Source organism: Rhodococcus sp. H36-A4, from assembly GCF_027158005.1.
In the GTDB taxonomy this organism is placed as follows: Bacteria; Actinomycetota; Actinomycetes; order Mycobacteriales; family Mycobacteriaceae; genus Rhodococcoides.
This window is the reverse complement of the sequence record NZ_JAPVLQ010000004.1, coordinates 484,902-503,010: the sequence shown is the minus strand read 5'-3', so window position 1 is coordinate 503,010 and position 18,109 is coordinate 484,902. Positions and strand designations below refer to the sequence as shown.

Genomic DNA, 18,109 nt, shown 5'->3' with positions numbered 1-18,109 from the left:
CACCCCATAGGGTTCCGCGTGGCGGTCGTCGATTCGGGTATCGAGTCGCCGTGAGAATCCAGGGACGCCGGGTCGATGCTGTCCTGTTCGATCTGGACGGCGTCGTCACCGACACGGCTGTGATTCACGAGCAGGCCTGGAAAACCGCGTTCGATGCGCTACTCGAAGCTGCCGGACAAGGGGACCGGCCATTCACACACGAGGACTACCGGGCCTACATCGATGGACGGGATCGACTCGATGCGGTGCGCGGATTCGCGCATGCACGTGGACTGACTCTTCCCGAGACTTCGCACGGCGACACGGCATTGGGGAGCGTGCGGCAATGGGCCGATCGCAAGAATGAGGACTATCTCCGCACGCTGACTTCTGAAGGTGTTCGTACGATTCCTGGAACGATCGATGTGCTTCGCCAACTGCGGCTTGCAGGCATTCCGACAGCAGTGGTGTCGGCCAGCAGGAACGCGGGGGAGGTGATGGCCCTTGCCGGCGTCGGGGGACTGTTCGATGTGCGGGTCGACGGCACCGATGCACTGCGTCGAGGCCTGGCAGGTAAGCCCGCGCCGGACTTGTTTCTCGAAGCAGCCCGCAGGCTCGGAGTTGCACCCGAGTTTTCTGCCGTCGTGGAGGATGCGGTGGCCGGTATTCAAGGCGCGCAAGCCGGAATGTTTGGACTGATCATCGGACTTCAACGGGCATCTGCGGCAGTCGAGTTGGATGCGGAGGTGGTTGTCGGCGATCTCACTGAACTCGATATCGACATCGGTCCGGACAGTCCCGCTGAATACAACGGTGCTTGTGAGTTGTGCTCCACCGACGCGGAATCGACGTGGGTGTTGCATTACCGCGGCGCGATAGCCTCGAATGAGGGAATCCGTGAGAGCCTCTGCACCCTGGGGAATGGATACTTCGCGACCCGTGGCGCCCTGCCCGAGGCAAGCGCCGACGGCGTGCACTACCCGGGTACGTATCTCGCCGGATGCTACAACAGACTCACCTCGACGATCAGCGGCGTCGACTACGAGGACGAATCAATTGTCAATTGGCCGAACTGGTTGGGCACCACATTCGATATCGACGACGGTGAATGGCTCAGCAGCCACAATCATCTCCTGCAACACCACCACATCGCCTTGGATATGAGAGAAGGCGTTCTTCGACGCGAAAGCCTCCTCGAAGATTCGCAGGGACGTCGCACCTGGCTTCGGCAGATACGATTCGTGTCCATGGCATCGCCGCACCTGGCGGCGCTCGATACCAGAGTCGAGCCGGAGAACTACACCGGAACGATCACCGTGCGCGCGACCTTGGACGGCGATGTCACCAACGGCAACGTAGCCGAGTTTCGTGCTTTGAACAATGCTCACCTGACTGAATGCGAAACAGGTTCTGCGGCAAAGAATCAGGTATGGCTCCAGGCGCATACTCGGCAATCGCGGATCGCACTCACGCTCGCTGCCCGAATGGATTCTGCCGCTCCTGTCCTCGGCGCAACCAGCACCCCGACGAGCATCTTTCAGGAAACCTCGGCTGACGTCTCACAAGCCGTCGGCGTGCAAGTATCATCGATCGTCGCACTGTATTGCTCCCGTGATCGAGCCATCTCCGATCCGCTCAGCGCTGCACTGTCGTGCCTCGACGAATCGGGATCTTTCCCCGCGCTTCTCGACGACCACCGACGGCAATGGAAACGGTTGTGGCATCGATACGATCTCGAGGTCGAATGCTCCGACGACGAGACCGTCCGAGCGGTTCGACTTCAGCTCTTTCATGTCGTCCAGTGCCTGTCTCCGCACACTGTGGATCTCGACGTCGGGATTCCGGCGCGTGGACTGCATGGGGAGGCCTATCGCGGGCACATTTTCTGGGACGAGTTGTTCATATTGCCGCTACTGAATCTGCGCATTCCAGAGTTGTCGAGATCTCTGTTGCTCTATCGCTATCGACGACTGTCCGAGGCGAAGCGCCGAGCGCGTGAAATCGGCTGTAGCGGGGCCTTGTTTCCGTGGCAGAGCGGTAGCGACGGTCGCGAGGAGACACCGCACGTGCTGTTCAATCCACGATCAGGACGATGGATGCCCGATCACTCCAATCGGCAATTCCATGTCGGTTTGTCGGTTGCCTACAATGTGTGGCACTACTGGGAAGTGACAGCGGACTTCGGCTTCCTGGCCTCCTACGGAGCCGAGATGTTGGTCGAAAATGCACGATTCTGGACCAGCCTTGCGGTGTGGGACGCCGCCGACGACCGGTTCGATATTCGGGGCGTCATGGGACCCGACGAATTCCACGATGGATACCCCGGCCATCCCGGTGAGGGAATCGATAATTCGACCTATGTGAACGTGATGGCCTCGTGGAGCATACGACGCGCGCTGGACGCTTACGCGATCGTCGGTCGTGACGACGGTGTGGGCCTGTGGGCTCTGCTCGATGTCAGCTCGTCGGAACTTCACACATGGCACAACCTGGCATGCAGGCTGCGCGTGGAGTTTCTCGACAACGGATTGCTCGCACAATTTCGTGGGTACGGGGAACTTCGAGAACTCGACCTCGATGACTACCGACAGAGATACGGAAACATCGGCCGGCTCGATCTGATCCTCGAAGCCGAGAATGACTCCTGCGCACACTACAAGGTGTCCAAACAGGCCGATGTTCTGATGCTGCTGTACCTGTTCACCGCGGAGGAGCTCACCGAACTACTCGCGGGGATGGGGTACGACTTCGAACCGAGCACGATTCCGGCAACCGTCGACTACTACCTCGCTCGAACGACCCATGGCTCGACGCTGAGCCGAGTCGCGCACTCCTGGGTGCTCGCGAGAGGTAACCGTCGAGACTCCTGGGACATGCTGCGGGAGTCGTGCACGGCCGATCTTGCCGACAGTCAGCAGGGCACGACGCGGGAGGGAATCCATCTGGGCGCAATGGCGGGAAGTGTGGACATCCTGCAGCGCTGCTATACCGGAATCGAAGTGCGCGGCGACATCCTGAGGCTTCATCCGCAGTTGCCGATCGAGCTTCGATCACTCGAACTCGATCTCCGGTACCGCGACCACTGGGTTCACATCAGATGCGACGGTGCAGCGACCACTGTTACGACGAGCCCATGCAGTGCACCGGCAATTCGGATCAGCATCGACGGGCAGGAATTTGTGATGAACGGCGGTGAATCGGTTTCTGCTGCTGCCTACTTCGCCTCGTAAAAAGCTACGAAGTGAAGTGTGAAGAATCTATGCCTGCGGAACAACCTCAATCTTCTATCCGCGGATACTGCTCTAAGGTTGGGTTCAGCCCGCGTCTACGGATGTAAGGGGCCACTGAATCGGTCTATCGAGGGAGCATAGTGAAGAACATCTACGGGCGGCTCGCAGCAGTCCTCGCCATATCTGCAGTGCTGGTTACAGGCTGTTCGAGTGGTGAGCGCGGTAGTGATTCGACGGCGCCGGAGTCCGGTTCCACTGCTCCAGGTGAGGTCAGCGGGAACATCACCGTCTTCGCAGCCGCGTCGTTGAAGGCAACCTTCACTCAGCTCGGCACCATGTTCGAAGCGGCCCATCCGGGGACCGATGTCGCGTTCAACTTTGCCGGTTCTTCGGATCTGGTCACTCAGTTGACGCAGGGTGCACCGGGAGACGTTTTCGCTTCCGCAGACACTGCAAACATGACCAAGGCACTCGACGCGAACTTGATCTCCGGCGAGCCCGAGAACTTCGCTACGAACACCCTGATCATCGTCACCCCTCCAGGGAATCCGAAGGGCATCGCTTCCTTCGACGACCTCGCCGATACGGGCAACAAGGTCGTCGTCTGTGCACCGCAGGTGCCGTGCGGCGCCGCTACCGCGAAGGTGGAGAAGGCGATCGGAGTCGATGTCGCCCCGGTGAGTGAAGAGTCGTCCGTCACCGACGTGCTCGGCAAGGTCACCTCCGGTCAGGCCGACGCAGGTCTGGTCTACGTGACGGACGCGTCGGGCGCGGGCGAGAAGGTCACCTCGGTCGCCTTCCAGGAGTCAGCCGGTGCAGTCAATACGTATCCGATTGCGGTGCTGTCGGATTCGCAGAACCCCGCGGCGGCAAAGGCGTTCGAAGCGCTGGTCATGAGCGCCGAGGGGCAGGAAATTTTGGCTGATGCTGGATTTGCGGCGCCCTGACGAAAGTGAGATCGCAAGCAATCGAGACTACAGTCGCGCGGGTGATCTACTCCTGTTAAGGCACGTGCTTTAATATTGTCCGGTGGGATAGTTCACTCGACTATGTGTCCGGTTCGAGAAGCGATGGTAGCGAAGGGTGGACCCCGAGATGACGAGTAGCGGCGTGCGTTCGACGCGTACTGCGGGGACGCGCGAGTCGATCTTGCTGATGGCGGAACGACTGTATGCCGAGCATGGACTTCATTCTGTGTCCAACCGGCAGGTGAGCGAGGCTGCAGGGCAGGGCAACAACGCGGCGGTCGGGTACCACTTCGGTACGAAGACGGACCTCGTACGCGCGATCGTCGAACGTCATTCGGTCGTGATCGAGGAGAATCGGACCACGCTCGTGCTTCGAAACGGGGATTCGGAAAGGCTTCGCGACTGGGTCTCGTGCCTCATCGCGCCGTACACCGATCACTTGGCGACGTTGGGACAACCCAGTTGGTATGCGCGATGTGCAGTCCAGATCATGACCGATCCAACGCTGCGGCCGGTGATGTACGAAAAGGCAGGGGTGTCGTCTTCGCTGAGTAAGACCCTCGTCGGCCTCCATGGATGCCTACCGGATCTACCGGCAGAGGTACGTCGAGCACGTAGCGACATGGCCCGAAATATGATGATGCATATCTGCGCCGAGAAGGAACTCGAATTTGCACAGCATCCCGAGCGTCCACCGAACTGGGCCGACTGCGGAACCGATCTGATCGACGCGACGGTAGGTATCTGGCAAGCCCCGGTATCGCCGCGACGCTGACAGAATGAAATGCGATATGTCGAAGTTCCCGGTATCAGGGGAGCCTGACCCACACGATGGAGTTCCTGCCATGACTATGCTCGCGAATATTTCTCGATGACCACGACAGTCGACGTCCTCATCATCGGCGCAGGCCTGTCCGGAATCGGGGCCGCGCACCATCTTCATTCGACGTTGCCGGGAAAGAGCTACGCCATCCTCGAGAGCCGAGGCGCGATCGGCGGAACGTGGGATCTGTTCAGGTATCCAGGGATTCGATCCGACTCGGACATGTACACCCTCGGCTACAACTTTCGCCCCTGGGTCGGCGACAAATCCATCGCCGACGGCGCATCCATCCGCGAGTACATCGAGGACACTGCGCGTGAAGCCGGGATCGACCGACATATTCGGTTTCATCACACAGTGGTGTCGGCCGAATGGTCTACTGCGACCTCGACATGGACGGTCGAGGCGAAGGTGGGTCAATCAGGCGAGGTTGCAGTGTTCACTGCCTCGTTCTTGATGTGTTGCAGCGGCTACTACGACTACGCGCAGGGGTTCACGCCGGATTTCGAGGGCCTCGAGGACTTCGGCGGAACCGTCGTACATCCGCAGTTGTGGCCAGAGGATTTGGATTACGCCGACAAGAAGATCGTCGTGATCGGAAGCGGTGCCACCGCGATTACGTTGGCGCCGAACCTCGCCCGTGACGCCGACCACGTGACGCTTCTTCAGCGCTCACCCAGCTACATCATGTCGTTGCCGTCGAAGGATCCGATTGCGTTGGCGTTGCGCAAGTACTTGCCGTCACGTGCGGCCTACGGGGTCACTCGAACGAAGAACGCCGTCACCTCGATCGGGATGTACGTGCTGTGTCAGCGCTACCCGAATTTCATGAAGGAACGGATTCGCAAACTTCAGGAGGGTTGGCTTCCCGACGGCTACGATCTCGACACCCACTTCACACCTAAATACGATCCTTGGGATCAGCGGCTCTGTCTCGTTCCCGACAGTGATCTGTTCACGGCCATCGGAGAGGGAAAGGTCGACATCGTCACCGACCACATCGAGCGCTTCACCGAGAAGGGGATCGCGCTGACGTCCGGGGAGAATCTCGACGCTGACATCGTCATCACTGCGACGGGTCTGAATCTCGTCGCCCTCGGCAACGTCGCCCTGCGGGTCGACGGCAAGAAGATCGACATCACCGAGTCGATGGCCTACAAGGGCATGATGCTCACCGATGTGCCCAATTTCGCATTCGTCATCGGATACACAAACGCCTCGTGGACGCTCAAGGCCGATCTGGTGTGCGACTACATCGTGCGGCTTCTCGCACACATGGACAGCAAGGGCTACCGGGAAGTCCGCCTCGAACGTGATGCAAACGTCGGAGAGGAACCGTTTCTGGATTTCGCTGCCGGCTACGTTCTGCGTTCGGTCGACACCTTTCCCAAGCAAGGTTCGGTTGCACCGTGGCGCCTGCGGATGAACTATTTCAGAGACCTTCCCTCGTTGCGCTTCGGCAAACTTGTCGACGACAACATGCGAATGCGCTGACTGGTGATTCCTCACCGATCTCACCGGTGCGATCGGTGAGGTAACACGAAGCCGACACAACGCGATTGGTTATTCGAACGTTACTCGAGGTGCGGCATTTCGAGTGGATAGCCGGGCTGTGACCTGGCAGCATTCAATCGTGACTTTCGGGCCGAGTACGTGCCCCGAATCGGTGTGTGGAAGTGGAGCGTTGATGAGGTTCTCTCGAGGAATTGGGACCGCCGCGGTCGCGATATTGACTGCAACTATCGTCCTGTCGGGATGCACGACCTCGACCACGGGTTCGACGGCCGCAAGCGCTCCGATCGACTCCAACCCCATTGCCGAACTCATGAAACCCAAGGTGAGTTCGAGCGTCGCCGATGGGGCAGTCGGGTTCTCTCCCGCAGATCCGGTGACCGTCTCTGTCGCGGACGGCAAGCTCGCGGACGTCACGGTGATGGATTCGGACGGCGTGCCGATCGAAGGCATTCTCTCTCCCGATGGCCTGACCTGGTCGAACACCGAGCAGCTCGAGTACAGCAGCCGGTATCGCGTGCAAGCAGATGCGTACGGAATCGGTGGTGCGACCCGAACGGTCAACAACTTCACGACCAATCAGCCCGGCAACTTCACCAAGGCCTACGTATTGCCGAACGAGGGTGCGGTCGTCGGTATCGGTCAGCCCGTCGCGGTGCAGTTCGACGAGCCGATCGCCGACAAACTCGCTGCGCAGAACGCCATCCAGGTAACGACGACGCCTCCCGTCGAAGGCGCGTTCTACTGGGTCAACAGCAAAGAGGTTCGGTGGCGTCCGCAGAACTACTGGGCGTCCGGCACTCGCATCGATGTCGCCGTCAACGTCTACGGCCGTGATCTCGGTGACGGCATCTACGGCCAGGAGAACTCGTCGACGTCGTTCACGATTGGTGACGCCGTCGTAGCGACCGCCGACGACAACACCAAGCAGGTCACTTTCTCGGTCAACGGACAGAACGTCATGACGATGCCCACCTCGATGGGGAAGGACAGTACCCCCACTGACAACGGCGTCTACATCATCGGCGACCGATTCGATCACCTGGTCATGGACTCATCGACCTACGGCGTGCCGGTGAATTCGTCTTCCGGCTATCGCACGCCCGTCGACTGGGCGACCCGTATGTCCTACAGCGGTATCTTCTTCCACTCGGCGCCCTGGTCAGTGGGCCAGCAGGGGAGCTCCAACACCAGTCACGGTTGCCTCAATCTGAGTCCGGCGAACGCAAAGTGGGTCTACGACAACACCAAGCGTGGAGACATCGTCGTCGTACAGAACACTGTCGGCGGCACACTGTCCGGCACCGACGGCCTCGGCGACTGGAATATCCCCTGGGGCGACTGGAAGGCCGGCAACGCCAACTCCATGTGAGGGGTCGTCGATGCCGAACCTGGCGTCACCCCACCCGATGGACTCAGCGTGCATCCAGGCTCTGGTACCTCGCTGGATCTACTCCCAGCGTCTTCAGGTAGGCAACCGGTTCGACGCTCGAGCCGTTGTTTCTGACCTCGTAATGAAGATGGGGTCCAGTCGAGTTGCCGGTGCTGCCGACCTCACCGATTTGATCGCCGGGCGCAACGGTGTCGCCGACGTCGACGTTCATCACGGATTGATGCCCGTAATAGGTCACCGTGTTTCCGCTCTTGACCCGTACGAGATTGCCGTAGCCGTCTCCCGCATCACCCGCTTGTTCGACGGTTCCGCCGTTCACGGCGTAGATCGGGGTGCCAGACGGGGCAGCGAAGTCCACACCCTGGTGGAATTGGCCGCCGTTTCCGGTCGGGTTGTTCCTGCTGCCGTAGTCCGAAGAAAGTTCGTAGCTGCGCGCGGGCAAGGGCAGGATCGCTCCGCCCAAGCCGACCGACGGGGGAGCGAGAACGACTGCGGGAGCGGACGGCGTGCTCGTGTCGGGTGCCGGCCCGAAGTCGGAATCGAGAATCACCGCAGCGACCTCGTTGATCAGCACGCCGGTGGCGTCGAGTACCGCTGAGAGGATTGCTGCTCGCTGCTGAGCGTCGGGTTGCGGGATGGGGAGTACGGGCAGGTCGATGGTCGGCTGCGCCGTAGCCGTGGCCGGATCGATCAGACCCGCGGAACCGATGCACAACGCCGCCGACAACACCGAACCCGCGATCGCTCTGTGAACTTTTCGACCCACTGCAACTGCCTCCTAGTCTCTGCCCGGCTGGTATCCCTGATGGGCTTCGAACGACGGGTGGCACGTTTCGGGGCGCGTCGAATCAACGGTTTAAGTCACAGCTTTCACGTTGGTACTTTTCTTCCCCAAAAGTGCCATTTGCAACCGTACGTCACATGAACCCCATGCGACACTCGAAAGATGAATTACAACAACGTAATTCGCTACTCGTTCGATGCACTTCCGCCGCGACTTCGTGATGAACGCAGAACAATTGGATGCAGAACGCACAAAAAAGCCGGCCTCCGTGTGGAGACCGGCTTTCGTGCTTCTATGGGGTGAGTGACGGGACTCGAACCCGCGACACCCAGGATCACAACCTGGTGCTCTACCAGCTGAACTACACCCACCATAGCTACCGGACCGAACCCTCCCGGGTTCTGTTTCAGCAGCGATGACAATACTAGCGGTTCGAATCGTCGGTTGCCAATCGGTATCAGGACTGCGTGTCGAGTCCCTCTACAACTGCAGCAATGTCGCTGGTAGAGGGCCCAGGAGGCGCTACGAACACGGTCTGGCGGTAGTACTTCAGTTCCTTTATGGACTCTTCGATGTCTGCCAACGCACGGTGGGCCAGACCTTTCGTCGGCTGACCGAAATAAATGCGCGGGTACCACCGACGGGCGAGCTCCTTTATGGAACTGACATCGATCATTCGGTAGTGGAGGTAGGTATCGAGGTCACCCATATCGCGTGCGATGAAGCCGCGATCGGTGCCGATCGAATTTCCGGCCAAGGGAACTGTCCCGGCAACGGGGACGTGCTCGCGGATGTACGCGAGTACTTGACGCTGCGCCTCTTCCAGCGTGACCGAGGATGCACGCACCTCCTCGGTCAATCCGGATTTGGCATGCATCTTCTTCACCACGTCCGGCATCCCGGCCAGCGCGTCGTCGTCGGCATGAATGACGATATCGACACCGTCGCCCAGTACGTTCAACTCGCTGTCGGTGACGAGCGCCGCAATCTCGATGAGCTTGTCCTTCGACAAGTCCAGCCCGGTCATTTCACAATCGATCCACACAAGTTTGTCCTGCACCAGACACACCCTAGTGCGGGCATCGTCACCGCTAAGGTTTGCGGTGGTGATCAACTGCCAGATGCGCTGTGTCAAGGAGGACGAAAGATGACGGTCGATCCGAATGCGGCGGGCGGTGGGGTGCCCTCGACGCCTGCAGAGAAGGCGAAGGCAGCCAAAGCCGTCGCACTCGAAGCAGCCCGAATTGCTCGAGAGGCTGCCGCAGCAGCGGACGCCGCCGAGAAGGAGGCGATCGAAGCAGCGGCAGCAGACGCGACTGGGACATCCCCGACGGTGGGCGTGACCTCCTCGATCGCGGCGGGCTACGCATCGCACGGCGCAGTGCTCGAGCTGGGATCGGTGATGCTCGACGGCGTCAGCGACCCGTCGGCTCGCATCGCAATTCCTCTGGCGACACTCAATCGTCATGGTTTGGTGGCCGGCGCTACGGGCACCGGAAAGACGAAGACCCTTCAGGGCATCGCCGAACAGCTCTCCGCCGCGGGAGTTCCGGTGGTGATGGCCGACGTGAAAGGTGATCTCTCCGGGTTGTCGGTACCGGGAGCAGACAACGAGAAGATACGCAGCCGCGCCGTCGACTGCGGAGAATCGGGCTGGGTGCCCACGGGCTATCCCGTGGAGTTCCTTTCTCTCGGAACCGGTGGTATCGGTGTCCCGGTCCGTGCAACGATTACCGCTTTCGGGCCGATCTTGCTCAGTAAAGTGCTGGAGCTGAACAAGACTCAAGAGTCCACCCTGGGACTCATTTTTCACTGGGCCGACAAACAAGGGCTGGCGCTGCTGGACCTCAAGGATCTGCGATCGGTCATCACACACCTGACCTCGGACGAAGGGAAGGCCGACCTCCGGGGCCTCGGTGGAGTCTCGGCGGCCACTGCCGGAGTCATCCTCCGCGAGCTCGTCAATCTCGAGGCCGCCGGCGGCGACACGTTCTTCGGTGAACCCGAACTCGAGACCGAGGACCTGTTGCGTGTCGACAGTGACGGCAAAGGGATTGTGACGCTGTTCGAACTCGGCGCTCAGGCGTCGCGACCTGTCATGTTCTCCACATTCCTGATGTGGGTTCTTGCCGACTTGTTCCAGACGTTGCCCGAAGTGGGGGACATCGACAAGCCCAAACTGGTCTTCATCTTCGACGAGGCGCACCTGCTGTTCGCCGATGCGTCCAAGGCGTTTCTCGATCAGGTCGAACAGACAGTCAAGCTCATCAGATCCAAGGGTGTCGGCGTGATCTTCTGCACCCAACTCCCGACGGACATTCCCAACGAGGTCCTCTCTCAGCTCGGCGCACGAATTCAACATGCGTTGCGCGCGTTCACACCTGACGATCAGAAGGCTTTGAACAAGACTGTCAGGACCTATCCAACTACCGATGCCTACGATCTCGAGAAGGCCCTCACTTCACTCGGTACCGGCGAAGCGATTGTGACTGTGCTTTCCGAGAAAGGTGCCCCGACGCCGGTGGCGTGGACAAAGATTCGCCCACCGCGCTCAATGATGGACACTGTCGGCAACGACGCGATCTCGGCCTCCGCCGCGGCCAGCACGTTGTCCTCGAAATACGGTGCGACGATCGACCGCGACTCCGCCTACGAGCGCCTTCAAGCGCGCGTGTCCGACGCCCCGAACTCGGACCCGGTCCTGGACATACCGCCACTCCCGGTGGACCTACCGGACTTGCCGCGAGTGGAACCGCAAGGGCCGTCGGCCGCCGAGCGCATCATGGACAATCCGGCAGTGAAGAGCTTCCTGCGATCTGCGGCGTCCGCGGCAGGCCGCGAGATATCGCGGAGCATCTTCGGTACCGGGCGGCGGCGTAAGCGCTGACGTCCGGCATCGTTGCGGGAGCTGCAGCCTTCTACCCGCCGAGCTTCTTGTAGAAGCCTCCGATGATCGGAGCGGAAATTGCACGCGGGCTATATTGGCCTGCAACTGACATGGCCTTGCTGAGGAGTCCAGGCACTACGCGCATTTTGTTCGTGGCGAGCGAATCGAGCGACAACTTCGCGGTGTAGGTGCTGTCGATCCACAGGAAACCCGGGACCAGCTTGTCGACAATGGACGCTTCCGCGGGATCGGGTGTTTCGGTGCGGACGGGCCCGGGGGCCAGGAGTGTGACGTGCACTCCGCTGTCTTTGAGTTCGAGGCGCAGGGATTCGGAGAACGTGTTGACGAAGGCCTTCGAGGCCGCATAGGTAGCGTTGTTCGGTATTGCCATATTACCCGCGGCTGAACCCGTCATGAGAATCCCGCCGCTGCCGCGCGCGATCATTCCGGGCAGGACGGCGAGCGTAAGATCATGCACCGCAACGGTGTTGAGCTCGACCTGATCGCGCTCGTACTGGGGGTCCAGCTGCGCAAGGGGGCCGAACGTCGCTATTCCAGCGTTGTTGCACAGGACGCTGATCGGACGCCCGGACAGCTCGGTCGACAGGGACGCACGAGCGACACGATCCGCGAGATCGACGACGCGAACGTCGACCGTCACGCCGTGGTCGGTGCGAAGCTTCGTCGCAAGCGCTTCGAGCAACTCACCGCGACGAGCAACGACGACAAGCGAGTGTCCTCGCCTCGCCAACTCGGTGGCCAGGGCCTCTCCGATTCCGGAGGAGGCGCCGGTGACGACGGCACGGGCATCAGGGGAAGGACTGGGCAGGCTCACGATGAGACAGGCTAGCGCAGCGGCGCCCTCGGCTCGTCAGATGCTCATCGCAAGCCGGGTGGCCTGCTCGATTGCACGTTTGGCGTCGAGTTCGGTGGCGAGGTCCGCGCCACCGATGACGTGCGTCGTCATAGCCGACGCGGCCAATTCGTCTACCAGGTCACGGACCGACTCCTGGCCTGCGCAGACAACGATGGTGTCCACCTCGAGAGTTCGAGGCTGTTCGTGCTTCTCACCGAAGGAAATATGTAGACCGTCGTCGTCGATACGTTCGTAGTTCACTCCCGACAATTCGTGCACGCCCTTGGCCTTCAATGCTGCGCGGTGAACCCACCCGGTTGTCTTGCCCAGTCCGGCCCCGATCTTTCCGCTCTTACGTTGCAGCAGATACACCTCGCGAGGGGACGCGGCCGGAATCGGGGTTGTCAGCGCACCGGGCGCGGCCTCGGGTTCGGTCACGCCCCACTCCTGCTTCCACTCCTGCACATCGAGCGTCGGCGAGACGTCGGTGGTGAGGAATTCCGATATATCGACGCCGATACCGCCTGCACCGATCACGGCCACCCTCTTACCGACGTGCATGCCCTCTTCGACAACCTCGGCGTAGGACAGGACCGACGGATGGTCGATACCCGGGATGGACGGGATTCGCGGGACTACGCCGGTGGCTACGACGACCTCGTCGTATTCGCCGGCGAGGAGCTCGGTTGCGGTGACCTTGCGCCCGAGGTGTATCGCAACGTTCTGCTCGCGGAGGGAGTTGGTGAAGTACCGAATAGTCTCGGCGAACTCTTCTTTGCCGGGGATGAGCGCGGCGATGCCGAATTGCCCGCCGAGTTGCGGGCGTGACTCGAAGAGACTGACTTCGTGGCCACGTCGGGCCGATTCGAGAGCCGCGGACAACCCTGCAGGCCCGGCACCGACGACGGCGATCTTCTTCGTCTTTCGTGCCGGTAGCAACTGCAATTCGACCTCGCGCCCGGCTCGGGGATTGACCAGGCACGAGACGGTCTTGCGGGCGAACGCGTGGTCGAGGCACGCTTGGTTGCACGCGATGCACGTGTTGATGCTGCCGGGAGCGTCGGCCTCGGCCTTGCGCACCCAGAACGGGTCGGCGAGCATCGGCCTGGCCATCGAGATGAGCTCGGCCTCCCCGCGCGCAAGAATCGCTTCGGCTGTCTCCGGCATGTTGATGCGATTGGATGCGGCCACCGGGATCCCGACGTGTTTGTCGAGTTTTCCTGTGATGTCCACGAATGCGGCGCGGGGTACCGAGGTGACGATGGTCGGGACCCGCGATTCGTGCCAGCCGATATCGGTATTGATCATGTCGACTCCGACATGTTCCAGCTCCTGCGCGAGTGCGACGATGTCGTTCCAGCTCTGCCCGCGCTCGACCAGGTCGGCCATCGACAGGCGGAACACGACCAGGAAGTCCGCACCCACCGCGGCGCGTATCTTCTTCGCTATCTCCACGGCTATCCGTCGGCGATTCTCCGGGCTGCCACCCCATTCGTCGCGGCGACGATTGGTTCGCTCGGAGAGGAACTGATTGATGAAATAGCCTTCGCCACCCATGATTTCGACACCGTCGTACCCCGCCGACTGTGCCAGGACCGCGCAGCGTACGTAGTTACGGATCTGCCATCGAACCCCTCGCGAAGATAGTCTTCTCGGTCGAAACGGGTTGATGGGAGCCTTGATCGACGACGCCGATACGGAAAAGGGCTGGTAAGAATAGCGGCCGGCATGCAGGATCTGCAGGGCGATCTTCCCACCTTCACGATGCACTGCGTCGGTGATGCGTCGGTGCCGTCGGGCTTCGATCCGATTGGTGAGTTTGGCTCCGAACGGCAACAGCCAGCCGGTTCGGTTCGGTGCATATCCACCGGTGATGATCAGTGCGACGCCGCCTCTCGCGCGCTCGGCAAAATACTCGGCGAGCCGGGCCGTATCGCGGCGGCGATCCTCCAACCCGGTATGCATCGATCCCATGATGACGCGGTTCTTCAACGTCGTCGTACCGACCCTCAACGGAGACAACAGGATTGGGTACCGACCGGTTGTATTCACAGCTTCTCCAACACTTCTTCGCACCATTCGGCAAAGCCTTCCTCGACTCGAATTCCACCGCGGAGCACCAGGTACTGGTGCAAGGCCGCTCCGACAAGACTTGCAGGAGCGGGGAAATCACGTTTTTCGATCAATCGATACAACTGCAGGCGCTCGACGTGCACGTCGCGATGGCGTCGTACTTCCACCTTCAGTGCCGCGACGTCACCGAGGGCGGCGCCGCGGATCTTCACAGCCAGCTCGTCTCGGAGAACTGCGGGGTCGGTCGGCTCGGCGATCCACCTGTCGAGTTCCGCCTTCCCTTCGGCACTGACGGAATAGACCTTTTTGTCGGGTCGTCCTTCCTGGGCCACCGCGGTGCCGACCACCCAACCCACGCCGTCCATTCGCGTCAGTACTCGGTAGATCTGCTGATGGGTCGCACTCCAGAAGAAGCCGATCGATTTGTCGAATCGGCGCGCGAGCTCGTACCCCGATCCCGACAGTTCGGTGAGGGAGACCAGTAGTGCGTGTTCGAGTGCCACTCACGGAGTATGTATGCAACGAAGTGCTTATGCAACTAAGTGCATAGTTGATGCACTTTCGGCCGGACGTCCCACATGGACTCGATACCCGAGTGGGACGCCCGACGCGGCATGCTCGCCTAGGCTTCCGCTATGAGTGCACAGGCGAATGCCGCCGTCGTCGGCGTCGCGACGACCCGAAAGCAGGTATTCGCCTGGGGGATATGGGATTGGGGATCGGCCGCGTTCAATGCGGTGATCCTGACCTTCGTGTTCTCGGTCTATCTCACCGACGCGGTCGGCGATGACTTGCCGGGTTCCATTTCGGCGACCTCGTGGTTCAGTTGGTCGATCGGCCTGGCTGGGGTGTTCATTGCGGTCCTGGCCCCGATCTCCGGGCAGCGGTTCGACGCCCGAGGGCGAAGAAAGCGGTCCCTCGGAATTTTCACCGGTTTGACCGTTCTCAGTATGGTGGGCTTGTTCTTCGTGAAGGACGACTACCACTATCTGTGGCTCGGTTTGGTACTGCTGGCTTTCGGTTCGATTCTCTTCGAATTGGCCAGTATTCCGTACAACTCGATGCTTCGTCAGGTCTCGACGCCGCAGAACATCGGTCGGGTCTCCGGATTCGGTTGGTCCATGGGTTATTTCGGTGGCATCGTGCTGCTGCTGATCTGCTACTTCGGTTTCATCACCGGAGATGGAGACACTCGCGGCCTGTTCGGTCTGACGACCGACGGCGGGCTGAACATCCGTTTCGTCGCCCTTCTAGCAGCCGTGTGGTTCGCCATATCGGCCATTCCGGTTTTCCTCGCGGTGCCGGAACTGCCGCCCACCGGTGCTGATCCGGACGCTGCCAAAGCAGGAATTGCCGAGTCTTACAAGGTGCTGTTTCGGGATCTCCGTGAACTGTGGTCGGTGGATCGGCGCAGTGTCTATTTTCTTGCCGCAAGTGCGTTGTTCCGTGACGGTCTGGCCGGGGTCTTCACCTTCGGCGCGGTGCTCGCAGTGAGCGTGTACGGCATCGGAACGGCAGACGTGTTGTTGTTCGGCGTCGCGGCCAACGTGGTCGCTGGACTAGGGGCGATCAGTGCCGGACGGTTCGACGACAGGGTGGGCCCGAAAACGGTCATCGTCGTCTCGCTCGCGTCGATGATCTTCGCGGGCGTCGTGCTGCTCTTCGTGTCCGGCCCACTGATGTTCTGGGTTTTCGGTCTCGTCCTGTGCCTGTTCGTCGGACCCGCGCAATCTTCCTCTCGTACCTACCTGGCGCGATTGGCCCCGCCAGGGCGGGAAGGACAATTCTTCGGCCTTTACGCTACGACGGGCCGAGCAGTGTCGTTCCTAGCGCCGACCTTGTTCGGACTCTTCGTATGGCTCTTCGATTCGGACCGCGCCGGGATCGGTGGTCTGCTCGTGGTTCTCGCGCTCGGCCTCGGTGCGCTTCTGGCAGTTAAGGCGCCGGACAAGGTCTAGTTCGAGGAGACGCGTGCGCAGATCTCGTCCGCAAGCCGCTCGGGAGCTTCCTCGGGTACCCAGTGCGAGATGCCGTCCAGTTCGACGAAGGTGTAGTCGGCGTCGACGAACTCTGCGCACCGTTCCGCGGCAGCGCGGCCGATCGCAGAATCCTGATTGCTCCACACGTAAGTAGTAGGGACCTGGACGGATTCGAGACGACCGAAGTCGCTCGTCATCGCGCGGTACCAATTGAGGGCTGCAGTCAGAGCGCCGGGTCCACTGAGGTGCTCGACATAGCTGTCGACAGCACAGCTGCTGCCGAACATGGCACGCAATCGAGCGGCGTCGTGCTCCATGAGTACTTGTTCGGCTTTTCCTTCGACGCGAAGCAATTGCATATAGCTCGAGCGCGCCTTCTGATCCTCGTCCTCGCGCAGAGCCCGACCGAACGCGGCTGTGTGCGGCACCGAAACTGCAGTGAGAGAACGTACTCGCTCAGGATGTCGCGCGGCCAGCTGCCATGACACGGCCGCGCCCCAGTCGTGGCCGACGATGTGTGCCGACTCTAGATCGAACGCATCGAGCAACCCGAGAACATCGGCGACAAGTTTGTCCGAGGTGTATTCCGCGACACCCGATGGCCTCGCTCCAGGGGAGTACCCACGCTGGTCGGGGGCGAGTGTGCGCATACCGGCGGTATGCAGGCGAGGCGCTACCTCTCGCCAAGAGAGCGATGTCTGCGGAAACCCATGCAGCAGGACGACCGGTGTTCCATCGTCGGGACCCTCGACCCGAACGTCGAACACGAGGTCTTCGATCGGGACGGTCTCCATGGTCATCGGTTTCCTTCCGCTCGGTGTCGCGGATTCCACGATCCCATGCCGAGCACGATGAGGCGAACTTGCTGCTCGGTGCGGCGCACCAGTTCTTGTTCTTTCGGGCTTCCCGGCCGGTCGATCTCCAACAGGCCTACCGTCGCGGTCAACATCGTGGAGACGATGAGGTCCGCGGCCATCTCCAAGTCGGTTGCGTCCCAAGTCGCGAGACCTGGCATGCGGGCGAGATCGACGGTCAGCTCGCTGACGAACATCCGCAGTTCGGTCGCGAAAGCTTGTCGTACTGCGGTGACGCCGCCGTATCGTTCGCGTGAGAGGAATCGGAACTGCTCCTCGTGGCTACGCATCTGCCGAACCAAGATCGCGAACGACTCGGCCGCATTCTTGACGCTCGGATCCTTCCGCGCGTCGCGCAACATCTGTCGCAGCATTCGCATCGAATCCTCTACCAGGGCGACACCCAAATCGTCCATCGATGCGAAGTGGCGATAGAACGCAGTAGGAACGATCCCCGCAGATCGAGCGACCTCGCGCAGACTCACGCTTGCGAAGGAGCGATCTCTCAGCAGTTCGAGAGTGCCGTAGATGAGCGCCTGCCTGGTGCGTTCCTTGCGTTCGGCTCGGGTGCCCGGTTCTGTCACGGGTTCGAGTTTATGGCTGTCCACTGAGCGAGTACTCCCGGTCCTGAGCCCGTCTATTCAGGCGCTTGTGATCCACGTCATATTACGACTGTTTGTGTTGGTGCCGTCACATTGACGTTGACAGCTCGGGGTGCCGATCTGCCACACTGATTCTAGTGCACAGCCGTACACCGAAATGGTTCTGCCG

At 60.9% G+C, this 18,109-nt stretch carries 14 protein-coding genes and 1 tRNA gene; 7 read left to right on the top strand and 8 right to left on the bottom strand.

All coding sequences use genetic code 11. The features are described 5' to 3' along the window. Positions 1–50 precede the first annotated feature (50 nt). From O1W68_RS14175 to O1W68_RS14155, 5 genes are all read left to right on the top strand, one after another. Entirely contained in the window at positions 51–3,209 is a 3,159-nt protein-coding gene (locus O1W68_RS14175) for an HAD-IA family hydrolase (protein WP_269304456.1), read from the top strand. Between the two features lie 140 nt (positions 3,210–3,349). Continuing rightward, positions 3,350–4,156 (top strand): molybdate ABC transporter substrate-binding protein, encoded by an 807-nt coding sequence (gene modA, locus O1W68_RS14170; RefSeq protein WP_269304454.1) that lies wholly within the window; start codon positions 3,350–3,352, stop codon positions 4,154–4,156. A gap of 148 nt (positions 4,157–4,304) precedes the next feature. Beyond that, positions 4,305–4,952: a TetR/AcrR family transcriptional regulator gene (locus tag O1W68_RS14165; RefSeq protein ID WP_269304453.1), complete on the top strand. Its 648-nt coding sequence runs from the start codon at positions 4,305–4,307 to the stop codon at positions 4,950–4,952. Between the two features lie 96 nt (positions 4,953–5,048). Continuing rightward, positions 5,049–6,494, top strand: a complete 1,446-nt coding sequence (locus tag O1W68_RS14160; protein ID WP_269304451.1) for a flavin-containing monooxygenase — start codon at positions 5,049–5,051, stop codon at positions 6,492–6,494. A gap of 193 nt (positions 6,495–6,687) precedes the next feature. Then, entirely contained in the window at positions 6,688–7,884 is a 1,197-nt protein-coding gene (locus tag O1W68_RS14155; protein ID WP_269304450.1) for a L,D-transpeptidase, read from the top strand. Between the two features lie 43 nt (positions 7,885–7,927). Here O1W68_RS14155 and O1W68_RS14150 read toward each other — a convergent pair whose 3' ends face one another. The 3 genes from O1W68_RS14150 to orn all read right to left on the bottom strand — a co-directional run bounded on the left by O1W68_RS14150 (position 7,928) and on the right by orn (position 9,749). Then, the gene (locus O1W68_RS14150) at positions 7,928–8,671 is read right to left on the bottom strand and encodes a M23 family metallopeptidase (protein ID WP_269304449.1); all 744 of its coding nucleotides are present in this window, start codon (positions 8,669–8,671) and stop codon (positions 7,928–7,930) included. Between the two features lie 313 nt (positions 8,672–8,984). Continuing rightward, positions 8,985–9,060, bottom strand: a tRNA-His gene (locus tag O1W68_RS14145). A gap of 86 nt (positions 9,061–9,146) precedes the next feature. Continuing rightward, entirely contained in the window at positions 9,147–9,749 is a 603-nt protein-coding gene (orn, locus tag O1W68_RS14140) for an oligoribonuclease (RefSeq protein WP_084344818.1), read from the bottom strand. Between the two features lie 87 nt (positions 9,750–9,836). On the opposite strand from orn, the gene O1W68_RS14135 reads away from it, so the two are divergent. Further along, entirely contained in the window at positions 9,837–11,576 is a 1,740-nt protein-coding gene (locus O1W68_RS14135) for a helicase HerA-like domain-containing protein (RefSeq protein WP_269304448.1), read from the top strand. A 31-nt stretch (positions 11,577–11,607) separates the two neighbouring features. On the opposite strand, the gene cmrA is transcribed toward O1W68_RS14135, so the two are convergent. The 3 genes from cmrA to O1W68_RS14120 are packed head-to-tail and all read right to left on the bottom strand — an operon-like array spanning position 11,608 to position 15,008. Further along, positions 11,608–12,411 carry a mycolate reductase gene (gene cmrA / locus O1W68_RS14130; RefSeq protein ID WP_269304447.1) on the bottom strand — a complete coding sequence of 268 codons (804 nt, stop codon included), beginning with the start codon at positions 12,409–12,411 and terminating at the stop codon, positions 11,608–11,610. A gap of 36 nt (positions 12,412–12,447) precedes the next feature. Further along, on the bottom strand, positions 12,448–14,484 hold the full coding sequence (locus O1W68_RS14125) for an oxidoreductase (RefSeq protein WP_442972359.1): 2,037 nt from the start codon (positions 14,482–14,484) through the stop codon (positions 12,448–12,450). After that, positions 14,481–15,008, bottom strand: coding sequence for a PadR family transcriptional regulator (locus O1W68_RS14120; RefSeq protein WP_269304444.1), 528 nt, complete (start codon positions 15,006–15,008; stop codon positions 14,481–14,483). The genes O1W68_RS14125 and O1W68_RS14120 overlap by 4 nt, the downstream gene beginning before the upstream one ends. Before the next feature lie 132 nt (positions 15,009–15,140). On the opposite strand from O1W68_RS14120, the gene O1W68_RS14115 reads away from it, so the two are divergent. Beyond that, complete coding sequence (locus O1W68_RS14115) at positions 15,141–16,463, top strand: MFS transporter (protein WP_269304442.1); 1,323 nt, start codon at positions 15,141–15,143, stop codon at positions 16,461–16,463. On the opposite strand, the gene O1W68_RS14110 is transcribed toward O1W68_RS14115, so the two are convergent. Both O1W68_RS14110 and O1W68_RS14105 read right to left on the bottom strand, forming a co-directional pair. Beyond that, a complete protein-coding gene (locus tag O1W68_RS14110) occupies positions 16,460–17,284 on the bottom strand; it encodes an alpha/beta fold hydrolase (RefSeq protein ID WP_269304441.1) in 825 nt (274 codons plus the stop codon). The two genes, O1W68_RS14115 and O1W68_RS14110, sit on opposite strands and share 4 nt — an antisense overlap. Next, positions 17,281–17,922, bottom strand: a complete 642-nt coding sequence (locus tag O1W68_RS14105; protein ID WP_269304439.1) for a TetR family transcriptional regulator — start codon at positions 17,920–17,922, stop codon at positions 17,281–17,283. The genes O1W68_RS14110 and O1W68_RS14105 overlap by 4 nt, the downstream gene beginning before the upstream one ends. Positions 17,923–18,109: the final 187 nt, after the last annotated feature.

What these genes read in the sequence shown, in the direction of transcription:
- O1W68_RS14155 (WP_269304450.1), top strand. Translation starts at nt 6,688, where the DNA reads ATGAGGTTCTCTCGAGGAATTGGGACCGCCGCGGTCGCGATATTGACT.
- O1W68_RS14115 (WP_269304442.1), top strand. Translation starts at nt 15,141, where the DNA reads ATGAGTGCACAGGCGAATGCCGCCGTCGTCGGCGTCGCGACGACCCGA.
- O1W68_RS14135 (WP_269304448.1), top strand. Translation starts at nt 9,837, where the DNA reads ATGACGGTCGATCCGAATGCGGCGGGCGGTGGGGTGCCCTCGACGCCT.
- O1W68_RS14160 (WP_269304451.1), top strand. Translation starts at nt 5,049, where the DNA reads ATGACCACGACAGTCGACGTCCTCATCATCGGCGCAGGCCTGTCCGGA.
- O1W68_RS14165 (WP_269304453.1), top strand. Translation starts at nt 4,305, where the DNA reads ATGACGAGTAGCGGCGTGCGTTCGACGCGTACTGCGGGGACGCGCGAG.
- O1W68_RS14110 (WP_269304441.1), bottom strand. Translation starts at nt 17,284, where the DNA reads ATGACCATGGAGACCGTCCCGATCGAAGACCTCGTGTTCGACGTTCGG.